18 protein-coding genes and 2 pseudogenes are annotated in these 19268 nt (G+C 64.2%); 11 read left to right on the top strand and 9 right to left on the bottom strand.

Features of this window, described 5'->3' with window-relative positions; translation table 11 throughout:
• The first annotated feature begins 4 nt into the window (after positions 1-4).
• From D7316_RS14020 to D7316_RS13995, 6 genes are read left to right on the top strand one after another with little or no spacing between them, the layout of a single operon-like run.
• The gene (locus tag D7316_RS14020; RefSeq protein WP_124708788.1) at positions 5-943 is read left to right on the top strand and encodes a VOC family protein; all 939 of its coding nucleotides are present in this window, start codon (positions 5-7) and stop codon (positions 941-943) included.
• Positions 944-990: 47 nt separating this feature from the next.
• Complete coding sequence (locus tag D7316_RS14015; RefSeq protein WP_124708787.1) at positions 991-1992, top strand: fumarylacetoacetate hydrolase family protein; 1002 nt, start codon at positions 991-993, stop codon at positions 1990-1992.
• Positions 1989-2747 carry an SDR family NAD(P)-dependent oxidoreductase gene (locus D7316_RS14010; RefSeq protein WP_124708786.1) on the top strand — a complete coding sequence of 253 codons (759 nt, stop codon included), beginning with the start codon at positions 1989-1991 and terminating at the stop codon, positions 2745-2747. The genes D7316_RS14015 and D7316_RS14010 overlap by 4 nt, the downstream gene beginning before the upstream one ends.
• A 14-nt stretch (positions 2748-2761) precedes the next feature.
• Positions 2762-3760 carry a cyclase family protein gene (locus D7316_RS14005; RefSeq protein ID WP_124708785.1) on the top strand — a complete coding sequence of 333 codons (999 nt, stop codon included), beginning with the start codon at positions 2762-2764 and terminating at the stop codon, positions 3758-3760.
• Entirely contained in the window at positions 3757-4554 is a 798-nt protein-coding gene (locus D7316_RS14000; RefSeq protein ID WP_124708784.1) for an SDR family NAD(P)-dependent oxidoreductase, read from the top strand. Before D7316_RS14005 ends, D7316_RS14000 begins: the two co-directional genes overlap by 4 nt.
• A 31-nt stretch (positions 4555-4585) precedes the next feature.
• Positions 4586-5785: an alpha/beta hydrolase family protein gene (locus D7316_RS13995; RefSeq protein WP_124708783.1), complete on the top strand. Its 1200-nt coding sequence runs from the start codon at positions 4586-4588 to the stop codon at positions 5783-5785.
• Between the two features lie 129 nt (positions 5786-5914).
• Here the strand turns inward: D7316_RS13995 and D7316_RS13990 are convergent, their stop codons facing one another.
• Complete coding sequence (locus D7316_RS13990; protein ID WP_124708782.1) at positions 5915-6475, bottom strand: 2,4'-dihydroxyacetophenone dioxygenase family protein; 561 nt, start codon at positions 6473-6475, stop codon at positions 5915-5917.
• A 67-nt stretch (positions 6476-6542) separates the two neighbouring features.
• Complete coding sequence (locus D7316_RS13985; RefSeq protein ID WP_232016908.1) at positions 6543-7649, bottom strand: zinc-binding dehydrogenase; 1107 nt, start codon at positions 7647-7649, stop codon at positions 6543-6545.
• Positions 7650-7767: 118 nt separating this feature from the next.
• On the opposite strand from D7316_RS13985, the gene D7316_RS13980 reads away from it, so the two are divergent.
• A complete protein-coding gene (locus tag D7316_RS13980; protein WP_124708781.1) occupies positions 7768-8826 on the top strand; it encodes an AraC family transcriptional regulator in 1059 nt (352 codons plus the stop codon).
• A gap of 428 nt (positions 8827-9254) precedes the next feature.
• Positions 9255-10112, top strand: a complete 858-nt coding sequence (locus D7316_RS13975; RefSeq protein WP_124708780.1) for a mycofactocin-coupled SDR family oxidoreductase — start codon at positions 9255-9257, stop codon at positions 10110-10112.
• 160 nt (positions 10113-10272) lie between these two features.
• On the opposite strand, the gene D7316_RS27255 is transcribed toward D7316_RS13975, so the two are convergent.
• Positions 10273-10605 carry a hypothetical protein gene (locus tag D7316_RS27255; protein ID WP_197718240.1) on the bottom strand — a complete coding sequence of 111 codons (333 nt, stop codon included), beginning with the start codon at positions 10603-10605 and terminating at the stop codon, positions 10273-10275.
• A 282-nt stretch (positions 10606-10887) separates the two neighbouring features.
• Here D7316_RS27255 and D7316_RS27140 point away from each other — a divergent pair, with 282 nt between their 5' ends.
• The 3 genes and pseudogenes from D7316_RS27140 to D7316_RS13960 all read left to right on the top strand — a co-directional run.
• A complete protein-coding gene (locus tag D7316_RS27140) occupies positions 10888-11037 on the top strand; it encodes a hypothetical protein (RefSeq protein WP_164473790.1) in 150 nt (49 codons plus the stop codon).
• Between the two features lie 82 nt (positions 11038-11119).
• Positions 11120-11932: pseudogene (locus tag D7316_RS13965) on the top strand (GMC oxidoreductase); the annotation flags it as partial.
• Between the two features lie 91 nt (positions 11933-12023).
• Positions 12024-12851 (top strand): annotated as a pseudogene (locus D7316_RS13960) (LysR family transcriptional regulator); the annotation flags it as partial.
• 149 nt (positions 12852-13000) lie between these two features.
• On the opposite strand, the gene D7316_RS13955 reads toward D7316_RS13960, so the two are convergent.
• Genes D7316_RS13955 through D7316_RS13930 form a run of 6 tightly spaced genes read right to left on the bottom strand, consistent with a single transcriptional unit; the run spans position 13001 to position 19225 of the window.
• Positions 13001-14008, bottom strand: coding sequence for a cyclase family protein (locus D7316_RS13955; RefSeq protein ID WP_232016907.1), 1008 nt, complete (start codon positions 14006-14008; stop codon positions 13001-13003).
• Positions 14005-15006 (bottom strand): fumarylacetoacetate hydrolase family protein, encoded by a 1002-nt coding sequence (locus D7316_RS13950; protein WP_124708778.1) that lies wholly within the window; start codon positions 15004-15006, stop codon positions 14005-14007. The genes D7316_RS13955 and D7316_RS13950 overlap by 4 nt, the downstream gene beginning before the upstream one ends.
• Positions 15003-16307 carry a phosphopyruvate hydratase gene (gene eno, locus D7316_RS13945; RefSeq protein ID WP_124708777.1) on the bottom strand — a complete coding sequence of 435 codons (1305 nt, stop codon included), beginning with the start codon at positions 16305-16307 and terminating at the stop codon, positions 15003-15005. The genes D7316_RS13950 and eno overlap by 4 nt, the downstream gene beginning before the upstream one ends.
• The gene (locus tag D7316_RS13940; RefSeq protein WP_124708776.1) at positions 16300-17289 is read right to left on the bottom strand and encodes a phosphotransferase family protein; all 990 of its coding nucleotides are present in this window, start codon (positions 17287-17289) and stop codon (positions 16300-16302) included. Before D7316_RS13940 ends, eno begins: the two co-directional genes overlap by 8 nt.
• On the bottom strand, positions 17286-18281 hold the full coding sequence (locus D7316_RS13935) for a C-terminal binding protein (RefSeq protein WP_164473789.1): 996 nt from the start codon (positions 18279-18281) through the stop codon (positions 17286-17288). The genes D7316_RS13940 and D7316_RS13935 overlap by 4 nt, the downstream gene beginning before the upstream one ends.
• Positions 18281-19225, bottom strand: a complete 945-nt coding sequence (locus D7316_RS13930) for a fumarylacetoacetate hydrolase family protein (protein WP_124708774.1) — start codon at positions 19223-19225, stop codon at positions 18281-18283. The genes D7316_RS13935 and D7316_RS13930 overlap by 1 nt, the downstream gene beginning before the upstream one ends.
• Positions 19226-19268 lie beyond the last annotated feature (43 nt).

The following is a 19268-nucleotide window of genomic DNA, read 5'->3' as shown; positions in this document are numbered from 1 at the left end:
CGCTATGACCGACTACGCGTTCACACATCTGCGACACGTCGCCCTCGCCGTCCCCGATTACGAGAAGCAGCTCGACTTCTACACCCAGCAGTGGGGATTGTCGGTGGCGGGCTCAGACGCCGATGTCACGTACCTCGCGGCCGAGGGATCGCCCGAGTCCTACATCGTGCGCATCCGCAAGGACGTCGACAAGCGTCTCGACCTGATCGCCTACGGGGCAACCGATGCCGCATCCGTCGACGCGATGGCCGAACGGCTGGGACGCTCCGGTGTGCAACTCGTCGGCGATCCCGCGGACCTGCAGACGCCGGGCGGTGGCTACGGATTCCGCTTCTTCGACAACGAGGGTCGCACCATCGAGATCTCCGCGGATGTCGCGCCACGCGCGCACCGCAAAGTCGAGGAGGGCGAACCGATACCGGTGAAGCTCTCCCATGTCGTCGTCAACTCGACCGACCCCGAGGCCACGGTGGCGTTCTACGAGAAGCATTTCGGGTTCCAGGTCTCCGACATCCTGATGCACCCACGGATGGGCAAGATGATGTGGTTCCTGCGAACCAACAGTTGGCATCACTCGATGGCGATCGCGCGCGGGCCGCATCCTGCCCTGCATCATGCGTCCTTCGAGATGCGCGGCATCGACGAATACATGCGCGGAACCGGTCGCATGATGCGTGCGGGAGTCGAGAAGATCTGGGGCCCCGGCCGACACCAGGCGGGCAACAACACCTTCTCCTATTTCCTCGATCCCAACGGCAACACCATGGAGTACACGACCGAACTCGAGGTGCTCGAGGAGGACTCGTGGCATCCGCACCTCTACGACTTCTCGGATCCGGCGGTGAGCGATCAGTGGGGGACCGCCAACGCGATGGACGAGTTCGTCGCCGCGAAGTCGTTCAACGACGTCGACAAGGGACTGTTCGTCGCCCCACCGATCTGAAGCCGGCCGGACTTCACGAGACAGAACACTGAAAAGGAATCAGGCTCATGCGTTTTGCCACAGTCGTCCTGCCGAACGGCGATCGGGTCGCCACCGTCGAGTCGGACGTGGGACGCCATCCGATCCCGGGTATGAGTGTCGCCGAACTGGTCCGTCGCAGCCTTCCCGCGGCGCTCGAGATCGGCGCGGCGGCGATCGTTAGTGAGGCCCCGCTCGACGACGCGGGCTCGGTGCTCGACGTGCCGCTTCGACCGACGACCATCCGCGACTTCGTCACATTCGCCGAGCATGTCGAGGGTGTGCGGACCAGCATGCAGGGAGCCTCGGGAATCCCGGAGGCCTGGTACGACGCCCCGCACTTCTACTTCACCAACCCCCATACGGTGACCGGGCCGAACGTCCCGATCACGATTCCCGACGGCTGCGAGCAACTCGACTTCGAGCTCGAGGTGGCGGTCGTCGTCGGTCGGGCAGGCACTGATCTGACCGTCGACGAGGCCGCCGATCACATCTTCGGCTACACGATCCTGAACGACTGGTCGGCGCGCGACATCCAGCGTCGGGAGATGCAGGTGGGACTCGGGCCGGCCAAGGGCAAGGACTTCGCCAACACACTCGGACCGGTCCTGGTCACGGCGGACGAATTCGGTGCGAGCACCGACGACGACGGCTTCCTCTCGCTGGAGTGCGTGGCCGCGGTCAACGGAGTCGAGGTCGGTCGTGACGTCCTGTCCAACATGGGATGGACGTTTCCGGCCATGATCGCCTACGCCTCCCGCAACTCGAGGGTCGAACCCGGCGACGTGCTCGGGTCCGGGACCATGGGCAACGGGGGTTGTCTGGCCGAACTCTGGGGTCGACGCGGTCGGCTGGATCCGCCTGCCCTACAGCCCGGAGATGTCGTGTCGCTGGCCGTCGAGGGCATCGGAACGTTGTCGAACACCGTGGCGGCGAGCGAGAGTCGTGTGCCGCAGGTGCCCGGCGCCCGCCGGGATCGCGATCCACGTGATGCACGGCAGGCGCGGTCGGGTGTAGGAGCGGTGCCGTGACCGAGACGCGCGTCGGAGCCATCGTCGTGACCGGGGCTGCGGGCGGTATCGGTGCCGCCGTCGTCGAGCGGCTCCGCGGGGCCGGACACACCGTCATCGCGCTGGACGCCACCGCCGACCCGACGACCGACGTCACCCGATTCGACGTCACGGAGCGCGCACAGTGGGAGCACGTGGCACGGGTGGCCGGGTCCGAGGGAGGAGTGTCGGGACTGGTCAACTGCGCCGGTATCACCCGCCGGGCACGGCTCGGCGAGGTGACCGAGCGCGACATGCTCGACGCGTACAGCGTCAACGTCGTCGGTCCGACGATCGGTATGCAAGCGCTGCGGCCGGTCTTTCTGAGGGGTGCATCGGTCGTCAACGTCGGTTCGATCGCCGCGCTGACCGCCCACTACCCCGTGGCCTACACCTCCAGCAAATGGGCGTTGCGCGGCCTGACGCACACGGCTGCACTCGAACTCGGGCCCGACGGCATCCGCGTGAACATCGTCCATCCGGGCTTCATCGACACACCGATGACCGCCTCGGCTCCACCGGCGTTCCGGGACACCTCCATCGACGAGACGTCGCTGGGACGAGCGGGATCCGCCGTCGAGGTGGCAGCGGTGATCGAATTCCTGCTCAGCCCCGCGGCCGGCTACGTGACCGGTAGCGAGATCACCGTCGATGGTGGGGCCACCTCGCATGGCGGCGTCAAGTCCATCTCGGATGCACTCGCCGCCCATTCACCCGCGACCTCTGTTTCACTGTGAGAAGGGATCTTTCGATGACCACTGACGCTGTCGTGTCCACTACCTCGTTCTTCGATGCCGCCGACCCGGAGGCCACGATCGCAGCCACCGTGCAGCGGTGCTCCAACTGGGGTCGCTGGGGTGACGACGACGTCCGCGGCACCCTCAACTTCATCGACGACGAGAAGCGCTCCGCCGCTGCGACGCTCGTGCGTCGTGGCGTACCTTTCGGTCTGTCGCTGCAGTTCAACATGGATGGGCCGCAGAAGGGATGGCGGCGACGCACCAACCCCGTGCACACCATGCTCGATACCGGCACCGACGCCGAAGCAGGCATCCAAGGATTCCCGCATGGTCTCGGCGGCGCAGACGATGTGATAGCGATGCCGCTGCAGTGTTCCACCCAGTGGGACGGGTTGGGTCACATATTCGATCACGGGAAAGCGTGGAACGGGAGACGTGCCGGTGACGTGGTGACCTCTGCCGGCGATCAGGTGACGGGCATCGAGACCGTCGCCGATCAGTTCGTCGGTCGGGGAGTCCTGCTCGACGTCGGGCGCGTGTGCGGCACCGACGGCGAACTCCCGGACGGATTCGCCATCACCGTCGACCATCTCGAGCGCACCATCGCCCACCAGGGTCTCGTGGATCGCGTGGGGACAGGGGATTTCGTGCTTGTGCGAACCGGCCAGCTACAGCGCGCCAAACGGGACGGCTGGAACGACTACGCGGGCGGCGCCGCGCCGGGATTGTCGTTCACCACCGCAGACTGGCTGCACGACACCGAGATCGCGGCGATCGCCACCGACACATGGGGATTCGAGGTACGTCCCAATGAGTTCGACGAGGCATTCCAGCCATTGCATCAGGTGGCGATCCCCAACATGGGACTCTTCCTCGGCGAGATGTGGGACCTCGACGGACTCGCTGCCGACTGTGCCGACGACGGGGTGTACGAGTTCTTCCTGACCGCGGCACCCATCCCGGTGACCGGCGCCGTCGGCGCGCCGGTGAATCCGATCGCCGTCAAATGACACAGCGGGACTTCGCCCTCGATCGCCGACTCGAGGGCAAGGTCGCCGTCATCACCGGCACCGCGAGCGGGCAGGGTCGCGAGGCGGCGATCCGATTCGCCGCGGAGGGTGCGATCGTCCACGGCTGCGACATCGATGGCGAGGGCGCAGCGCACACGGTGGCGATGGTCGAGGCGACGGGAGGTGAGATGCACAGCTCGCATCCGATCGATCTGACCGACGAGGATTCCGTGGTGGGGTGGATAGAGGATGTCGGGACCCGGCACGGCCGGATCGACATCCTCTATGCCAATGCCGGGTTGACGACCTTTGCTCCTGTTCCGGAGATCACGCTCGAAGACTGGCGTTTCGTGATGACCCATGAGATCGACCTGGTGTTCCTGCCGGTGCGATCGGCGTGGAAGTACCTGTGCCAGTCGGGAAACGCCTCGATCATTCTGATCGGATCGACCGCAGGTGTGACGGGATCGGTGACGAATGCCCGCCTGGCCCACACCGCCTCGAAAGGTGCTGTGGTCGCGATGACCAGACAGTTGGCGGCCGAGGGGGCGCCGCACCACATCCGGGCCAACTGCATCAGCCCGGGCATGATCAGCACCCCACAATCGGAGGCAACGCTGCTCGACGACGGACATCCGATGTCGACCATCGCGTCCTCGATCCCGCTCGGCCGACTGGGCACCCCGACCGACGTGGTCAACTGCGCCGTGTTCCTCGCCTCCGACGAGGCCGGATACGTGACCGGCACCAACCTCATGGTGGACGGCGGCTGGTCGGCCGTCCTCCCCGGATGATCCGCATTCACCGATAGAAAAGGAAACACCGATGTTCGAATATTTCCCGAAGAACAATTACGTCTGGAACTTTGCCGTTGCCGGAACGTTGAACAGTCGTGGCCGCATCGACGAGGTCGATCGTGCCTGTCGGCCGCTGCGTGACATCGCCGCCGGTAACGAGGATGTCGGCACCGTCGACTTCCTTCGGTCCTGGACGACGATGGTCGATCGCCTCGTCGCTGCGGCCGACGAGGACGCCGCCAAGGGGCACCGACGCACCGCGGGCCAGGCGTATGCCCGGGCAGCGAGTTACCTGATCACCGCGGAACGCATGCAGCAGGCCGGCACGACCGAGCGCGAGGCGACCTACCAGCGTTGTCTGGACCTGATGGAGAAGTCGTTCGAACTCAACGATCCGCTGACCCGGCGTGTGGAGATCCCGTTCCGGGACACCACCCTTCCGGCGTACTACACCAAGCCCGCTGTGGCCGGACCGGTTCCGGCCATGATCATGTGGAACGGACTCGACAGCACCAAGGAGCACCAGTATCTCTCGGACCACAACCTCGAGCTCGCCGAGCGCGGGATCGCGACCCTCATGGTCGACTGCCCCGGATCGGGAGAGGCCCTGCGCAAGCAGGGATTGACAGCCCAGATCGATACCGAGGAATGGGCTGCGGCGTGTGTGGACTTCCTCGAGGCGGACGCGGATGTCGATGCGTCGCGGATCGGGATCGTCGGATGGTCCCTCGGCGGCTACTTCGCCCCCCGCGCGGCCGCTTTCGAGAAGCGGCTCGCGCTGGTCGTGGCGTGGGGTGCCAACCACAACTGGGGCAAGGTGCAGCGCCGGCGCGTGGAACGCGAAGGTGAGCGCCCGGTGCCGCACTACTGGGATCACGTCATGTGGGTGTGGGGACAGGACGATCTCGACGAGTTCCTGACGATGGCCGACGGCGTGCACCTCGACGGTGTCGTCGAGAAGATCACCGTGCCCTTCCTGATCGCCCACGGTGCCAACGATCGTCAGATCCCGCTCGAATACGCTCAGCGCTCCTATGATCAGGCCGTCAACAGCCCCAAACGTGAGTTGCGGGTGTTCACTCCCGAGGAAGGCGGCGCCGAGCACATCGGACTCGATGACCTCGGGCACGTCAGCAGTTTCGTCGCGGATTGGGTCGCCGACACCTTCGCGGACATGACCGCGACGGCTGCGGACAAGCCCGGAGAGAAGGTCGGTGCTCACGCATAGGACCCAGGACATGGTTGACGTCGCCGTACTGGGTGATCAGGAGCTTCGCGGCCTACGGGGTATGCCGAAGAGTGGGCCTGCCCCCGGTGTCAACCACACCGGGAGCAGGCTCCGGCTCGTCCAAGACGTCTACGTGTTTGCGCTACTTGTGAATCCAGCAGAACCTCCAGTGAGGTACTGAACGGGCGGAATTCCCTGTGCTTCCGCCAGATGCTTGGTGAGGTTCATCAGGGTTACCGCGTCGAGCAGAGAGTGGAACTGGCCGTCGTCCGTGAAGGAGACATTCGCGCCGTAGATGATGAACAACACCGTCGTAGCCTCGGTGTTGTCGTCTGGGACTTTGAGGGTGTGGACTGACGATGCGGGCTCGTAGAGGTATGACCCCGCTGTCTGGGCTTGATCGGGGTACTCCTTGTAGATCCAGCTACCGCTGAGTGTGTAGGCGTGAACGGGGCCCGTGTGAAGGTGGATGGGCAACTCGACGCCGGGCGCGAACGTCGCGAGGAGAACCCACACGCCGACCTCGGGGTCGAGGAAGAGTGGTTTGAAGTTGGAGCCCGGCCCGAGAGCGTCCTTGAGCATCGGGATGTCGGCGACGTTGACGGTCAGCAATTCGGTCTGCGGGAGTGAGAAGACGGGAACTTTGTCCGCAGTGGTGTGGGGGGCAGGAGCGTTGTGTGTTGTTGTCATTGCGCGAACCTCTTCTTTGTTGTGTTTGTCAATCGAATCCAGGCGCCGTAGGGGCGGAGCTGATAGATCAGCGCATGGACGGCAGGACGATGATTTTCGCGTCGTGGTCGGGGTTGGCCAGCCGGTCGAAGGCGCCGGGCAGGTCATCGAGGGTGATACGGCTGGTGATCAGCGGTTCCACCTTGAGTTCACCCGATGCGAGATGGTTGAACGCTTGTGCGAATTCGTCTGGGGTGTAGGCGATGCTGAACTTCAGATCCATTTCCTTCATGACCGCCGTTGACGGCGTGAAGGTGTCGGGTTGCATGCACAGGCCGGCGACCACGATTGTCGAGCAGGCCGCGGCGTTGGCGAGAACTTGCTGGATCACCCCCGGAACACCTACGCACTCGAAGATCACCGAGGGGCGTAGCGGTTCGGGGAACATCAGGGTCTGCCTGCCGACGTGGGCAGGATCGTTCGGCGCGGCGGCGTCGTGCCAGGATTCGTACGGTGAGGTTTCGCGGGGGTCGACGACGATGTCCGCGCCGAGTTCTTTCGCCAGAGCCCTGCGGGAGGGGGAGAAATCGGAGGCGACGATGGGGCCCAGGCCTCGCATCTTCAGGATCGCAATGACTGCCAGGCCAATGGGGCCGCATCCGATAACTAGTGGCACATCATGGGAGCCCAGCTCTCCACGGTTGACTGCATGCAGCGCTACAGCGAGTGGCTCGGCGAGCGCCACGATCTCGTCGGGCATGTGGTCGGGTACGGGTATCAGCAGAGCCTCGGTCAGCAGCATGTATTCGGCGTAGGCGCCCGGGGTGTCGGGACCGCCGAAGCCGATGGTCACGACCTGCTCTCGCAGGAGGAACGGGAAGCAGGCCACCCTCGTTCCGATCGGCAGCGTCTGCTGGTTCTGCGGGCCGTACTGAACGATCTCGCCACAGAACTCGTGGCCCATGACGACGGGGTCGTCCATACTGAACAAGTCGACGCCCACGGCTTCCCTGGCACTGGCCAGGAGCTGTTCGCCATGGGTCACGCAATGAAGGTCGCTTCCACAGATCCCGGCTGCGAGCACCTTGACGAGAACCTCACCCGGACCCGGAGTGGGCACCGGGGCCGTGGTGACCGTCAAGTTGCCGCGAGTCATGACGACGGCATCCATGATTCCAGGCGCAGTCTGGGTCATCGGGAACGCTCCTAAGTCTTGGTTGAGCGACCTTGGGTGTGATCGCAGTCACCAGCATCATCTGAACGCAGACCCAGTTTCTTGTCTTGAAGCGACGTTTAGTTGACAATTGGTGACTATGTCCGACTTGGTTCGCGGCACAGTCCTGCTGGGGGTGCCGAGATTGATCAGCAGCCTCGGCGGCGATCCTCTGGTTCATCTGACTGAGCACGGGATAGATCCAGCTTCAGCGGGAAACTATGACCGCTTCGTTCGGTACAGCAGCGCGGCCGCGGTCATCGGTGACGCCGCGCTCGTACTCGACTGTCCTGACTTTGGTTTGCGTCTGGCGAGGCTGCAAAACACACAAATTCTCGGTCCGGGCGCGGTTATCGTGCGAAATGCCGAAACTGTTTCCGCTGCACTGAGCAGCATTTGCCGCTACGTGCATACCGTCGCCCCCGCCGACACCATTGAGGTGAGCCGTCTCGGCGACCTGGCTGTTGTCTCTTTTGACACTGACTTGCGGCGCGCCGCTGATCGCAAGCAGATGGTCGAACGTGCACTGGGAACCACACTCGCAGCGTTCAAGATCATGCTGGGCGATGACTTCGTCCCAATCCGTATCACGTTCCAACACCGGCAGATCGGGCCAGAAGACAGCTACCGCAGGATGTTCGGATGTCCGGTCAAGTTCGATTCCGAACTCAACGCACTTCACCTACCCGCAGCGGCGCTTTCCCACCCTATTCGAGGTCGAGACGCGGCGGCGCTGGCGCTGGCCGAGGGTTACTTTTCTGGAGTAACGCCCGACGTCGCGCTCGTCGACCACGTCCGGAGACTGATCCGGCGCATGCTCGTCGTCGGCCACGCCAGCCTCAGGATGGTCGCGGAAGCGCTGTCGTTGCATCCGCGGGTTGTTCAACGACGGCTCGCGGAGGAAGGGACCACTTTCGAGCGAATTCTGGACGACATTCGGCGCGAAATTGCTTGGGAACTGTCGGCCTCAGACCTGCCCATCTCACGTATTGCGGCTGCTCTGGGATATTCCGAGCAAAGCAGCTATGCCCGCGCCTGCCGGCGGTGGCACGGTGAATCACCCCGGCAACTGCGTCAGCGGGCGCAGCTGCATGCAAGCGAACGAGGGATGCACAGCCGTTCGGACTACGTGCAAGGCGCCGAGCCGTCAAACAACTGATGGCCAAGTGCACAGGCGCTGGCCACTACGTTCGCGACGAACTCTGGCGCAGTACCGTCGTCCGGCGCCGCGCGAGTCGATGGCCGCGCCCGCGCTGCTGAAGTGAGGCGCCAGTTCATCCTCCGATCATGTCGAGGAATCGTTCAGTCCCTGCGACGTGAACAACCATCGCGAGCAAGCAAATGCAGCGAAGGACGGACGTGGATAGTCATCAAATGTCAATTAGTAGTCGCGCTGAGACAAGCAATGCGACTGGGCCGCGGGCAACGATGGTGATCGCCATCACATTCGGTGGTGTGCAACTTGAGCTAGGAGCGTTCTTGATGACGAAGATAACGGCTGGCAGCCAGGCCACGGTCTCGCGGAGTCGACTGACTCGAAGGGTTGCGCGTCGTCGCCCCGCAGACCTTGCATCTCGGGAGGTCTAGATGTCTCGACTAGAGGGCAAGGTCGCAGTCATCACCGGAGCGGGAAGAGGACAGGGAAGATCACACGCAGTCCGTCTTGCCGAAGAGGGCGCCACTATCGTTGCCTCCGACCTGTGCGAGCAGATGAACTCCCTCGGCTACTCACTCGCAAGCGAAGAAGACCTTGCACAGACCGCGTCTCTGGTTGAAGCTGCTGGGTCGAAGTGCTTGGCGATCAAGGCGGATGCCCGCGACGAGTCGGCCATGCATGCCGTTGCTGACGCTGCCATGGAGAACTTCGGCAAGATCGACGTCCTCATCGTTAATCATGGAATAGCCATGGCCAAGAACTGGGATGGATGGACCGGTTCTGACTGGGACGACGTAATCGATTCCGACCTCAAATCGGTGTGGACATCTGTTCGGCCGGTAATTCCTCATATGGTTGCAGCGCAGAGCGGGTCCATCGTACTGACCTCGTCGGTGTCGGGTCTACTCGGACAAGCAGGCCTTCTGCCTTATACGGCAGCCAAGCATGGCGTCGTCGGTCTCATGAGAGGTCTGTCAGCGTCCCTGGGCGAGCACTGGATTCGGGTCAACGCCATCTGCCCGGGAAATGTTGCTACGGACATGATCTTGAATGACCATGTGGTGGGTGCATTTTCAGGAGGAAATCCTGACTTCACAATCAAGGACATGGAATTTCCGATGCGAGCAATGAACCTGCTGCCGGTGCCGTGGGTCGAGACCGTCGACGTTTCGAATGCGGTGTTGTGGCTCGCGTCAGATGAGGCCCGATTCGTCACGGGTGTGGCGCTACCAGTGGACGCTGGTATGTTCAACACCCCTCGGGGTATTCCCCCGGTCGCTATCACCTGAACCGCCGGGTTCGCCGGAGGCTCTCACGCCTGTGAAGGATGGAGAGCAGGGTTGTCGCCCGTCACGTTGTGAGAGAGATGAATTCGAGCGCACTAGACGGGAACGCGATTCGGCTGAAGCCCTGACGGCTGTCGGTGTGCGTCCGTCGATGCCGGGGCCGCTAGCGGTCTGTGGCGGGCCGTGAGGTGCTGGACGTGGGGTGACCCCAGGCCGCGGCGAGCCAGATTGCTGTGACGCTTGTGAACATTCGTTGCGTTTCAGTGGTGTCCGCCTTGCTGGCGGAGTTGAGGTAGAACGCGTGCTGCATCATGTAGTTCAAGTCGATGATAAGGCGTTCGATATCGGCTGTCGCCGGGTGTGCAAGCCCGTCACGAACGTCATTACGCAGTTGTTCGGTCAGTGCGTCGGTGAGGCGGTGGTTCCAGTTGAACCACGCCTCGGATGCGAAACCCCAGTCTGAGACCGCCAGTTGCTCGTCTTCGACAACCATCACGGTGGCCTCCCGCTCCTCCAACGAACTGTAGAAGCTCAGTACCTCATCTCGACGTCGAGAGTGACACTCATCCCGTTGACGTTGAGGTAGTACCGCGGATGCTCCACGGTCATATCAGGGGTGAAGATTCGGTCCTTGTACCCACAAATCTCGAAAATCGCGTGCCTACGGTAGTTGGCGATGATCTTGCGATGCAGCGGATACTCAATCGTCTCGAGAAACGCGTCAATCCCACGCTTCTGGGACCTGTGCACGCATTGGCCGTACGACGAACAGGGCCGGATGATCGGCGAGCACGTCTTCGAACACGCCGCGATCGCCAACCTGTACGAGGTCGGCGAAGAAGACTTCATCACACTCAGCGAAGCGCGCAGAAAGCTGCTGCCGCTGCAGCAGGCACTCCCGGAACTGCCCACCGCCGTGGCGAACTGACGATTGGCGTGGTGAGATGAGCTTGTTCTTCGGCGGGGCACGCCAAAACGGGTACGTCGTCGACGACCTCGATGCTGCCGTCTACTCGGCCGGCGTGGCGACCACATCATCCTTCCACCCTGACTCCGACACCCACATCGAACCGGTGCGTTACGGGAAGGGGTCCAACGCCCTCGCCGTGCTGCAGACCTATCTCACCAGGGGTGACGCCGGCCATCGACGTTTGCTGTCGGTAGTACGTCAGATCTTCCGCGATCCCAGCTCCCTGCTGTCGTTGGTCACCGTGCGCCGATGGTCCCAGCGCTCAGTGGTACTGCTCGTGATGCAGAACAGAGACAACTCGTTGACCACCTCCATGCGGAAGCTGGGTCCGCTCCGTTTCGTCACCAGCCGTCAGGGCCACGGGGAACTTAACCCGACCTGGATTCCCGCAGGCAACGAAGCCGCCGAGCGCGGAGCCCGCGCGCTCGGTGACAATGCCCAGGCCGTAGGGACGTGGGGTGACGTCTTCAACGTGCCCATGACCGCCCACTACCTAGGCGGCTGTGTGATCTCCGACCGCGCAGGGTCAGGGGTCATCGATCCTTATCACCGGGTGTGGAACTACCCGACCTTGCACATCACTGACGGCGCAGCGATCTCGGCCAATCTCGGGGTGAACCCGTCACTGACGATCTGCGCTCAGGCCGAGCGCGCGCTCGCACTGTGGCCCAACCGTGGGGAGGCCGACAGCCGTCCTCGCCAGGGACATCCGTACAAGCGGCTCCGACCTGAACCGCCTCGACATCCGGTGGTACCTGCTGACGCGCCAGCCGCACTCGTTCTGCCGTTCCCGCGCATTCGCGGCGCACGCGATTCACCCGAGTGTCAGCGGTCACGTGATTCCTCGGGCTGATGCGCTTGCCATCAAATTCGCAAGCTCGGCGCGGCATACTTGATCTCATGTGTGCTCACCCCACCGAGAGGGCCGGAACGGGAGCGCGGGCATGAACGAGGTGGATCTCAACCTCCTGCCGCACCTGCAGGTTCTGCTTGAGTTGAAGAACGTGTCGCGGGCGGCGGAGCGGATGCACCTGAGTCAGTCCGCTATGAGCAACAATCTCGCTAGGTTGAGGCGACACTTCAACGATGAACTGTTGGTTCGGGCGGGTCGCCGATATGAGCTGACGACGTTTGCGGAGACGCTGGCGCCGATGGTCGACGATGCTGTTGAGCGCGCCCAGGGTGCAATGCGGCTCAACGCCCGGTTCGATCCGGCCGACAGCGATCGAACGTTCGTGGTGGCGGCCTCCGACTATGCGACAGCGGTGGTGATGCGACCACTTCGAAACCTCATAGCCGAGCTCGGAGGCCATATCGCGGTGGACATCATGCCCTCCGCGAGGGTGCGTCCGGACTTGGAGGCTTTCAACCAGATCGACGTGTTGATCGGTCCGGTCGGGCAGAACTTCGGCGGTGTATCACGCTACTTGTTTCGCGACGAGTTCGTTGTGGTGATGGACTCAGCGAATCCGCTACTCCAGCGCAGCAGAATCACTGTGGACGATCTGGCTCGCGCGCCCCACGTGGTCGGTGAATTCGGTGCAGGCGTGCAGACACCGCCGATGCGGTTCTTTGCCGAGCTCGGCCTCACCCTCAGGGTGGCGGCACGGGTCGCCGGATGGCAGGCACCTCCAATGCTGGTAGAGGGCACTGATCTCGTGGCCCTCGTGCCACGCATGATGGTTCGCTCGATTCGCCAGCACTTGGCCACAACGGTGGTCGAATTCGATTCGGAGCTCGAGATTCCGGTGGTGGAATCGATGTACTGGCATCCACTGCAAGCGACAGACCCGGCAAACATGTGGTTGCGGTCGATGATCCAGCGCGTGTGCCGCGATGTCGATCGTCGGATGAACTGCCCGTTCACGACATACGGATCACCGCAGTCGAGTGATACCGCCCAGATCGGTGCCAGACCGACCTACCGCATGGCGATGGGATTGACCGGAGCTCCGACGGCGCCGGTCACCGGCAGCGGTGCCGCGGTGAGCAGGAACTCGTATCGACTGTCGGCGGCGCAGGTCTCTGCGAGCTCGTCGAGGTTCCACATCTCACCGATGTAGAGACCGATGTGGGGGATGGCCACCTGGTGCAGCGGCTGAAACGCATTGTGGAACTCGTTCGGACGGACCTCGAATCCCCAGGTGTCCGTGGCGATGCCGGAGACATCGGTGGCGCGGATCCAGTCGGCGGTGGTGAACGACAGGCCAGGCGCAGGACCGCCCGCGTAGTCGCCCCAACCGGCGCGACGGGCACGCGCGAGTTGGCCCGTACGGACACATACGAGGTCGCCTCGGCCCACCTGGGCTGTCACACCCTGAGCAGTGATGGTGTGTTGAAGGTGCTCCGCGGTGATGGCGAAGCCGTCAGGGAGCTCGCCATCGGTTCCACAGACCCGTCCGACGTCGAGTAGGACGCCACGTCCCACGATCAGATCGGCAGCGGTTTCGATGCCGGTGACCTTGTCCCCCTCCGAGGTGACCACATCACCGGCACGCCGGTCGTTCCAGGCTCTACCGTGGTCGAAGATGTGACCGAGCCCGTCCCATTGGGTCGAGCACTGCAGCGGCATGGTCACCACATCATCGGCGCCGCCGAGGCCGTGGGGGAATCCTTGACGTCCTGCTTCTGCGTCGGAACCGGTGTCGAGCATGGTGTGAATGGGGTTGGTACGGCGGCGCCAGCCCTTCTGTGGACCGTCCATATCGAACGGCAGTGACAGGCTGAAGGTTTGGCCACTGCGGACGAGAGTGGCTGCGTGGCGACGGTCCTCGTCGGTGATGTGATTGAGGGTACCGTGCACGTCCTGTGGCCCCCATCGGCCCCAGTTGGTACAACGCTGTGCCGCAGCGGCAATCGCCGCCTCGGGGTCGGCCGGATCCAGCGTCACTTCCGGCATGTGACGGGTGGTCTGATCGTCCGTACTCACTGATTGTTCCCCTTCGAAGCTGCGGGCTGCGCAGTCGGAGCTATGCAGGTGTTGTGCAGATGCGAGAGCCCGGTGATGGCCGTCGTGAGGGTGTCCCCGGGTTGTAGCCAGCGCTGCCACTTGCCGCCGTTGCCGGCCGGGCTCCCGGTCAGGATGAGGTCGCCGGGTAGCAACGGGGCTATCTGCGACGCCTGTGCGACGAGCGACTCCACGTCGAAGATCAAGTTGGCGGCCCGATCTTGCTGCATCCGCTGCCCGTTGAGATCGAGAGTGATCTCGAGGTCTCGGTAGTCATCGATGTTGTCGGCGGGAACGAGGAACGGTCCGACCGGAAGGAACGTTGGTCTGTTCTTGGCTCGCAGCCAATCGCCGCCGAGGGGGCGATGCTCGGCCGGGAACTGTAGATCGCGTGCGCTGATGTCATTGGCGATCGTGAAGCCGGCGACGTGCTCGAGGGCGTCGGCTCGCGTCACGTTGTCGGTGCGCCTTCCGATGACGACGGCCAGCTCAGCCTCCCAATCGGTTTGGCGGGACTCGCCGATCAGGTGGATATCGTCGTCGGCGCCGCACATGGCCGAATCGAGGCCGGCGAAGAGGAATGCGCTACCTGTGGCCGCGCGATCGTCGAGCATCTTGCCGGCAGCGGCGTAGAGCTCGTCCTCGGAGCGCATGTCGTCGGGTTCACGGCCGGAGACGATGATCTCCATGACATGGCTGCGGTAGTTCGCGCCAGCCTGGATGATGTGCCTCGGGCGAAGCGGCTCGTGTATCCGCAAATCCGTCAGCAGAGTCCCACTGTCCCGGGCGGTTTCGGCCAGTCGCGGCAGATGCCGGCGTGTCGCATCCCACTCGTCGAGGAGCGCGAGCACGGTCGCGGCACCGTTGACCAGGGTGTCGTCAGCGATCTCGAGTACCCGTTCCCCCGCGACGACTCCGGCGAAGGTGTGCCGATCATCGCTGAATGTACCCAGCCCGTAGGAGGGAATCGATCGCTTCATGCCCGCACCCCGGAAGCCGCGATGGCGGCAGCGCCGGCGAAGTCCGCCTGGTCGCCCAGCTCAGCCTCGATGCGCAGCAACCGATTCCATTTCGCGGTGCGTTCCGAGCGCATTGTCGACCCGACCTTGATCTGGCCGGTTCGCCAGCCGACCGCCAGGTCTGCCAGCCACGAGTCCTCGGTCTCTCCCGACCGCGCCGACAGCACGGTGCGGTAGCCCGCGGCTTGCGCCGTGGTCACGACGGTGCGCGCGTCGGTCAGGGTACCGATCTGGTTCGGCTTGACGAGGACCGCGTTCGCAACCCACCCGTCGATGCCTCGCTGTAGACGCGCGGGGTTGGTGACGAAGAGGTCGTCGCCGAGCAACTGGCAATGGCCCAGCCGTGTGGTCGCTTCGGCCCAACCCGACCAATCATCCTCGGCCAGTGCATCCTCGAGCGAGACGATCGGATAATGCTCTGTCCAGGAGACCAATTCGTCGACGAGTTCGGCAGAGCGTAGCGTGCGTCCCTGTTCTGCGCTGAGTACGTAGGTGTTCTCGGCCGTGTGGAACTGGGTGGCGGCGACATCGATGGCGATGGCCGCGTCGGCTCCGGGCTGCAGGCCGGCGCGCTCGATGCCCTCCACCATGATGTCGAGTGCCGCGCGGTTCGACGGCAACACCGGGCCCAGGCCACCCTCGTCGGCCACCAGTGCCGTCGGCAATCCGCGCTCGTCAAGGACCTGGGTGGCGCCGGCCCGTACTCGCGCGCAGATCTCGATCGCTTCGGCGAAGCTCCCGGCGGCCATCGGCACGACGAGGAAGTCCTGGACGTCGATCGCGCGGCCCGCGTGCGCGCCGCCGGACAAGACGTTGACCATGGGCAACGGAAGCAGTGGCCGTTGCCCGGAATCGTCCACCGACCTGTACAGCGATCGACCTTGGGCGGACGCGGCCGCGATCGCGCTGCCGATGGATATCGCCAGCACTGCATTGGCGCCCAGCGCGGAGAGGTTCTCGGTACCGTCGGCCGCACGTAGCGCCTGATCAATCGCCACCTGATCGGTGGCGTCCACGCCGCGAACTGCCTGAGCGAGCACGGTGTTCGCATTGCGCACCGCAGTCAGCACACCCTGTCCGCCATAGCGGTGTCCGCCGTCGCGCAGCTCGCTGGCCTCGTGTGTCCCGGTCGAGGCGCCCGACGGTACCGATGTGTGGCCGCGCGTCCCGTCCGCGAGGACGACCTCACAGGCGACGGTCGGCTTACCGCGTGAGTCGAGTGCCTCCCAGGCGAATACGGAGTCGACGGTCGTGTCAGTCATGAAGATTCTCCCAAATGGAATCGATGCGGTCTGGGGTGTTCAACAGCACATGACGGCCCAGCTTCCGGGCCTGGTCACGGTCGCGCGGGTCCAGGTAGTCGATGGGACTGCGCCCGTCGATGCGGGCGACGAGTAGACATCCGATCTGGCGGGTCAGCTGGACGTGGTCGAGGACGGGTGCACCGATAATGCCCGTTCGGCTGTCGAGGAACGCGTGCGCGGCGGCGAGGTATGCCGCTGCACTGGGGGGTCGATGGATGCTCTTGAGAAGAAGATGGCCGATCACCCAGGCGGGGTCGAAGGTCGGATCACCGACATGTGCCACCTCCCAGTCGATCACCCAGACATCATCGACACTGTCGCCCACCATCACGTTCTTGGGTGTGTAATCGCCGTGTACCAGGCACACGCGGTTGGCGAACATGGTGTCTATCGTCTGTTCGACGACGGCGCGCAGCTCGGGGTGCGTCGCGGCGACTTCGCGATGGAACGGGTCCACCCGGAGCTGCTCGAACGCGCGAACTCCCTCGAACTGCGCGGTGTCGACGGCACCCGCGGCGGTGTCCCGCTGTAGTGCACCGAGGAATTCCCCCAGTTTGCCGGCGATCATCGGATCGACGTCATGGTCGAGGAGGCGCTCCTTCCACGTCGTCCAGGTGCTCGGCGCCCGTTCGATGACCAGGAACTCAGGCGTCAGATCGAGAACTCGTGGGACCCTCGTCGGGTCGACGGCAGCGGCCGCCAGCAAGGCGCGCCCCTCGGTGAGCAGCCGCGTGGTGTCGGCGTTCCACAGCTTCGCGGTTCGGAGTTGCCCGAGAGCACGTTTGACGACCGCATCGAAATCACCACCGGTCACCGCGAGGACGTCGTTGGACACGCCACCGGTGAGCGGTCGGATGGAGACTGGGGATGCGTCGCCGGCGAGCAGTCCGCGCTCGGCAAGGTGCGCAGTCAACTCTGCGCGTAGCGACAGAGTTGTCATGAGTGCGTGACCCCTTTCCCGCGGAGTCCGGGGGACTCGAGGACGTCCGGATTGACGACCGAGGAGGGCAGCGATCCGCGCAGGACGCCGACGACGTTGCCGGCGGCGAACCGACTCAGGTCGGCAAGCGAGCCGTCGGAACTGAAGGCGATGTGTGGCGTGAGTAGTACGTTGGGCAGTCCACGTAGGCGGTGTGCAGCCGGCAGCGGCTCGGGTTCGGTGACGTCCAGTGCGGCGCCGGCGATCTCTCCTGCCGCGAGTGCCTCGGTGAGCGAGGGCGTGTCCACCAGGCCGCCGCGCGCCGTGTTCACCAGCAGTGCAGACGGTTTCATGGCTGCCAACGCCGAGCGGTCGATGATGCCCTCGGTCTCCGGGGTCAACGGCAGGTGCAGCGAGAGGACGTCGGCCTCGGCGAACAGGGCTGCGAGACCGGGGACCGACCGCACCCCCGGGGGAGTGGCGCGGCCGCGGTTGCATGCGACGACGTCCATGCCGATCGCTTGGGCCCGTGGGATCAGCGCCCGGCCGATGGTTCCGGTACCCAAGAGGGCCAGCGTCTTTCCGCGTAGCCGCATCGGGACAGGGGTGAGGTTGCGGTCCCAGCCACCAGCGGCGGTGTCGGCGACCAGCGGTCCCAGTCGACGCGACAAGGCCAGGATGAGCATCAGCGTGTGATCGGCGACTTCGTCGGTGCAGTATTCGGGAACGTTGGTCACGATCATGCCCAACTGCGTTGCCCGAGCGACATCGATGTTGTCGACGCCGACACCCGTTCGCGCCACGGTTCGACATCGCACGGCAGCGTCGAGTACCCGATCGGTCACCTTGGCGAAGCAGGTGATGATCGCGTCGACGTCGCCCGCGAGTTCCGCGAGGGTCGCTTCGTCGGTGCTGGGTGCCACAACGACTTCTGCGCCCAGGGTCGACAACACCTCGCGTTCCACATCCGGGGTCGATGCCGGGTGGTCGGTGATCAGGACCTTTATGCTCATCAGCCTCTCCATGGTGGGATCGGGGTGATCGGTGCCGCGGGGGCGATCTCGTTGGCGGTACCACCCAGTACGTCGACGTGCGTGGTGACCACATCACCCGGCTGCAATGCAGGATAGGCGTCGCGCCCGTGGCGTCCCCACAGTTCCGCGAGACACCCGGACTGGCAGGTACCCGAGCCCAAGAGATCTCCCGGCCGGATCCACGTACCGCGAGAGGCATACGCCGCCAGAGCCGGAAAGGTCCAGGCCATGTTCGACAGCGTGTCGGTGCCGATGGTCACGCCGTTGACCTCCACCCGCATCTCGAGGTCGAACGAGGCGCGGCTGCGACGACCGTCGAGCTCGTCGGCCGTCACGAAGAAGGCGCCCAGAACCGTCGACGAATCCTTGCCCTTGGCCGGTCCAAGATGCAGCTGCATCTCCCGGAACTGGGTGTCACGCGCCGAGAAGTCGTTGATCACAACGTATCCGGCGATGTGATCATCGGCGTCGTCAGGTCCGAGGTCGCGACCGGAGCGTCCGACCACTGCCCCCACCTCGAGCTCGAAGTCGAAATCGCGGCAACCCGGCGAGATGGGGACCGAATCGTAGGGGCCGACGATCGCGTAGGGGTTGGAGAAGTAGAAAGTCGGTATCTCCCAGAATATCTCGGGCACCTCGGCCTGTGGATCGAGGTTCTTGCCGATGCCGGCGATGTGCTCGGGGAACGTCGAGAAGTCGCGGAACGTCGGTGGTTGAAGAGGTGCGAGAAGAGTGGCCTCGTCGATGGGGGTGACGGTTCGCCGGTTGCGGAGGGCGGCAGATGCCACGTCGTCGACACGGCTCGGGTCCTCGGTGCGCAACAGGTCGAGGAGCGAATCATCGATCAACAGGTCGATCAGTAGATCGTCGTCGACGACGGCGCAGCGTGGACCGTGGTCGGTTTGTCTGCGTGCGATCTTCATAGTTCTCCATCGTGGGCGGGACAGTGTTCACCCGGTCGGAACT

It is taken from the genome of Gordonia insulae (assembly GCF_003855095.1).
In the GTDB taxonomy this organism is placed as follows: Bacteria; Actinomycetota; Actinomycetes; order Mycobacteriales; family Mycobacteriaceae; genus Gordonia; species Gordonia insulae.
Note: the sequence above shows the minus strand (reverse complement) of the source record. Positions and strands in the feature narration are given on the sequence as shown.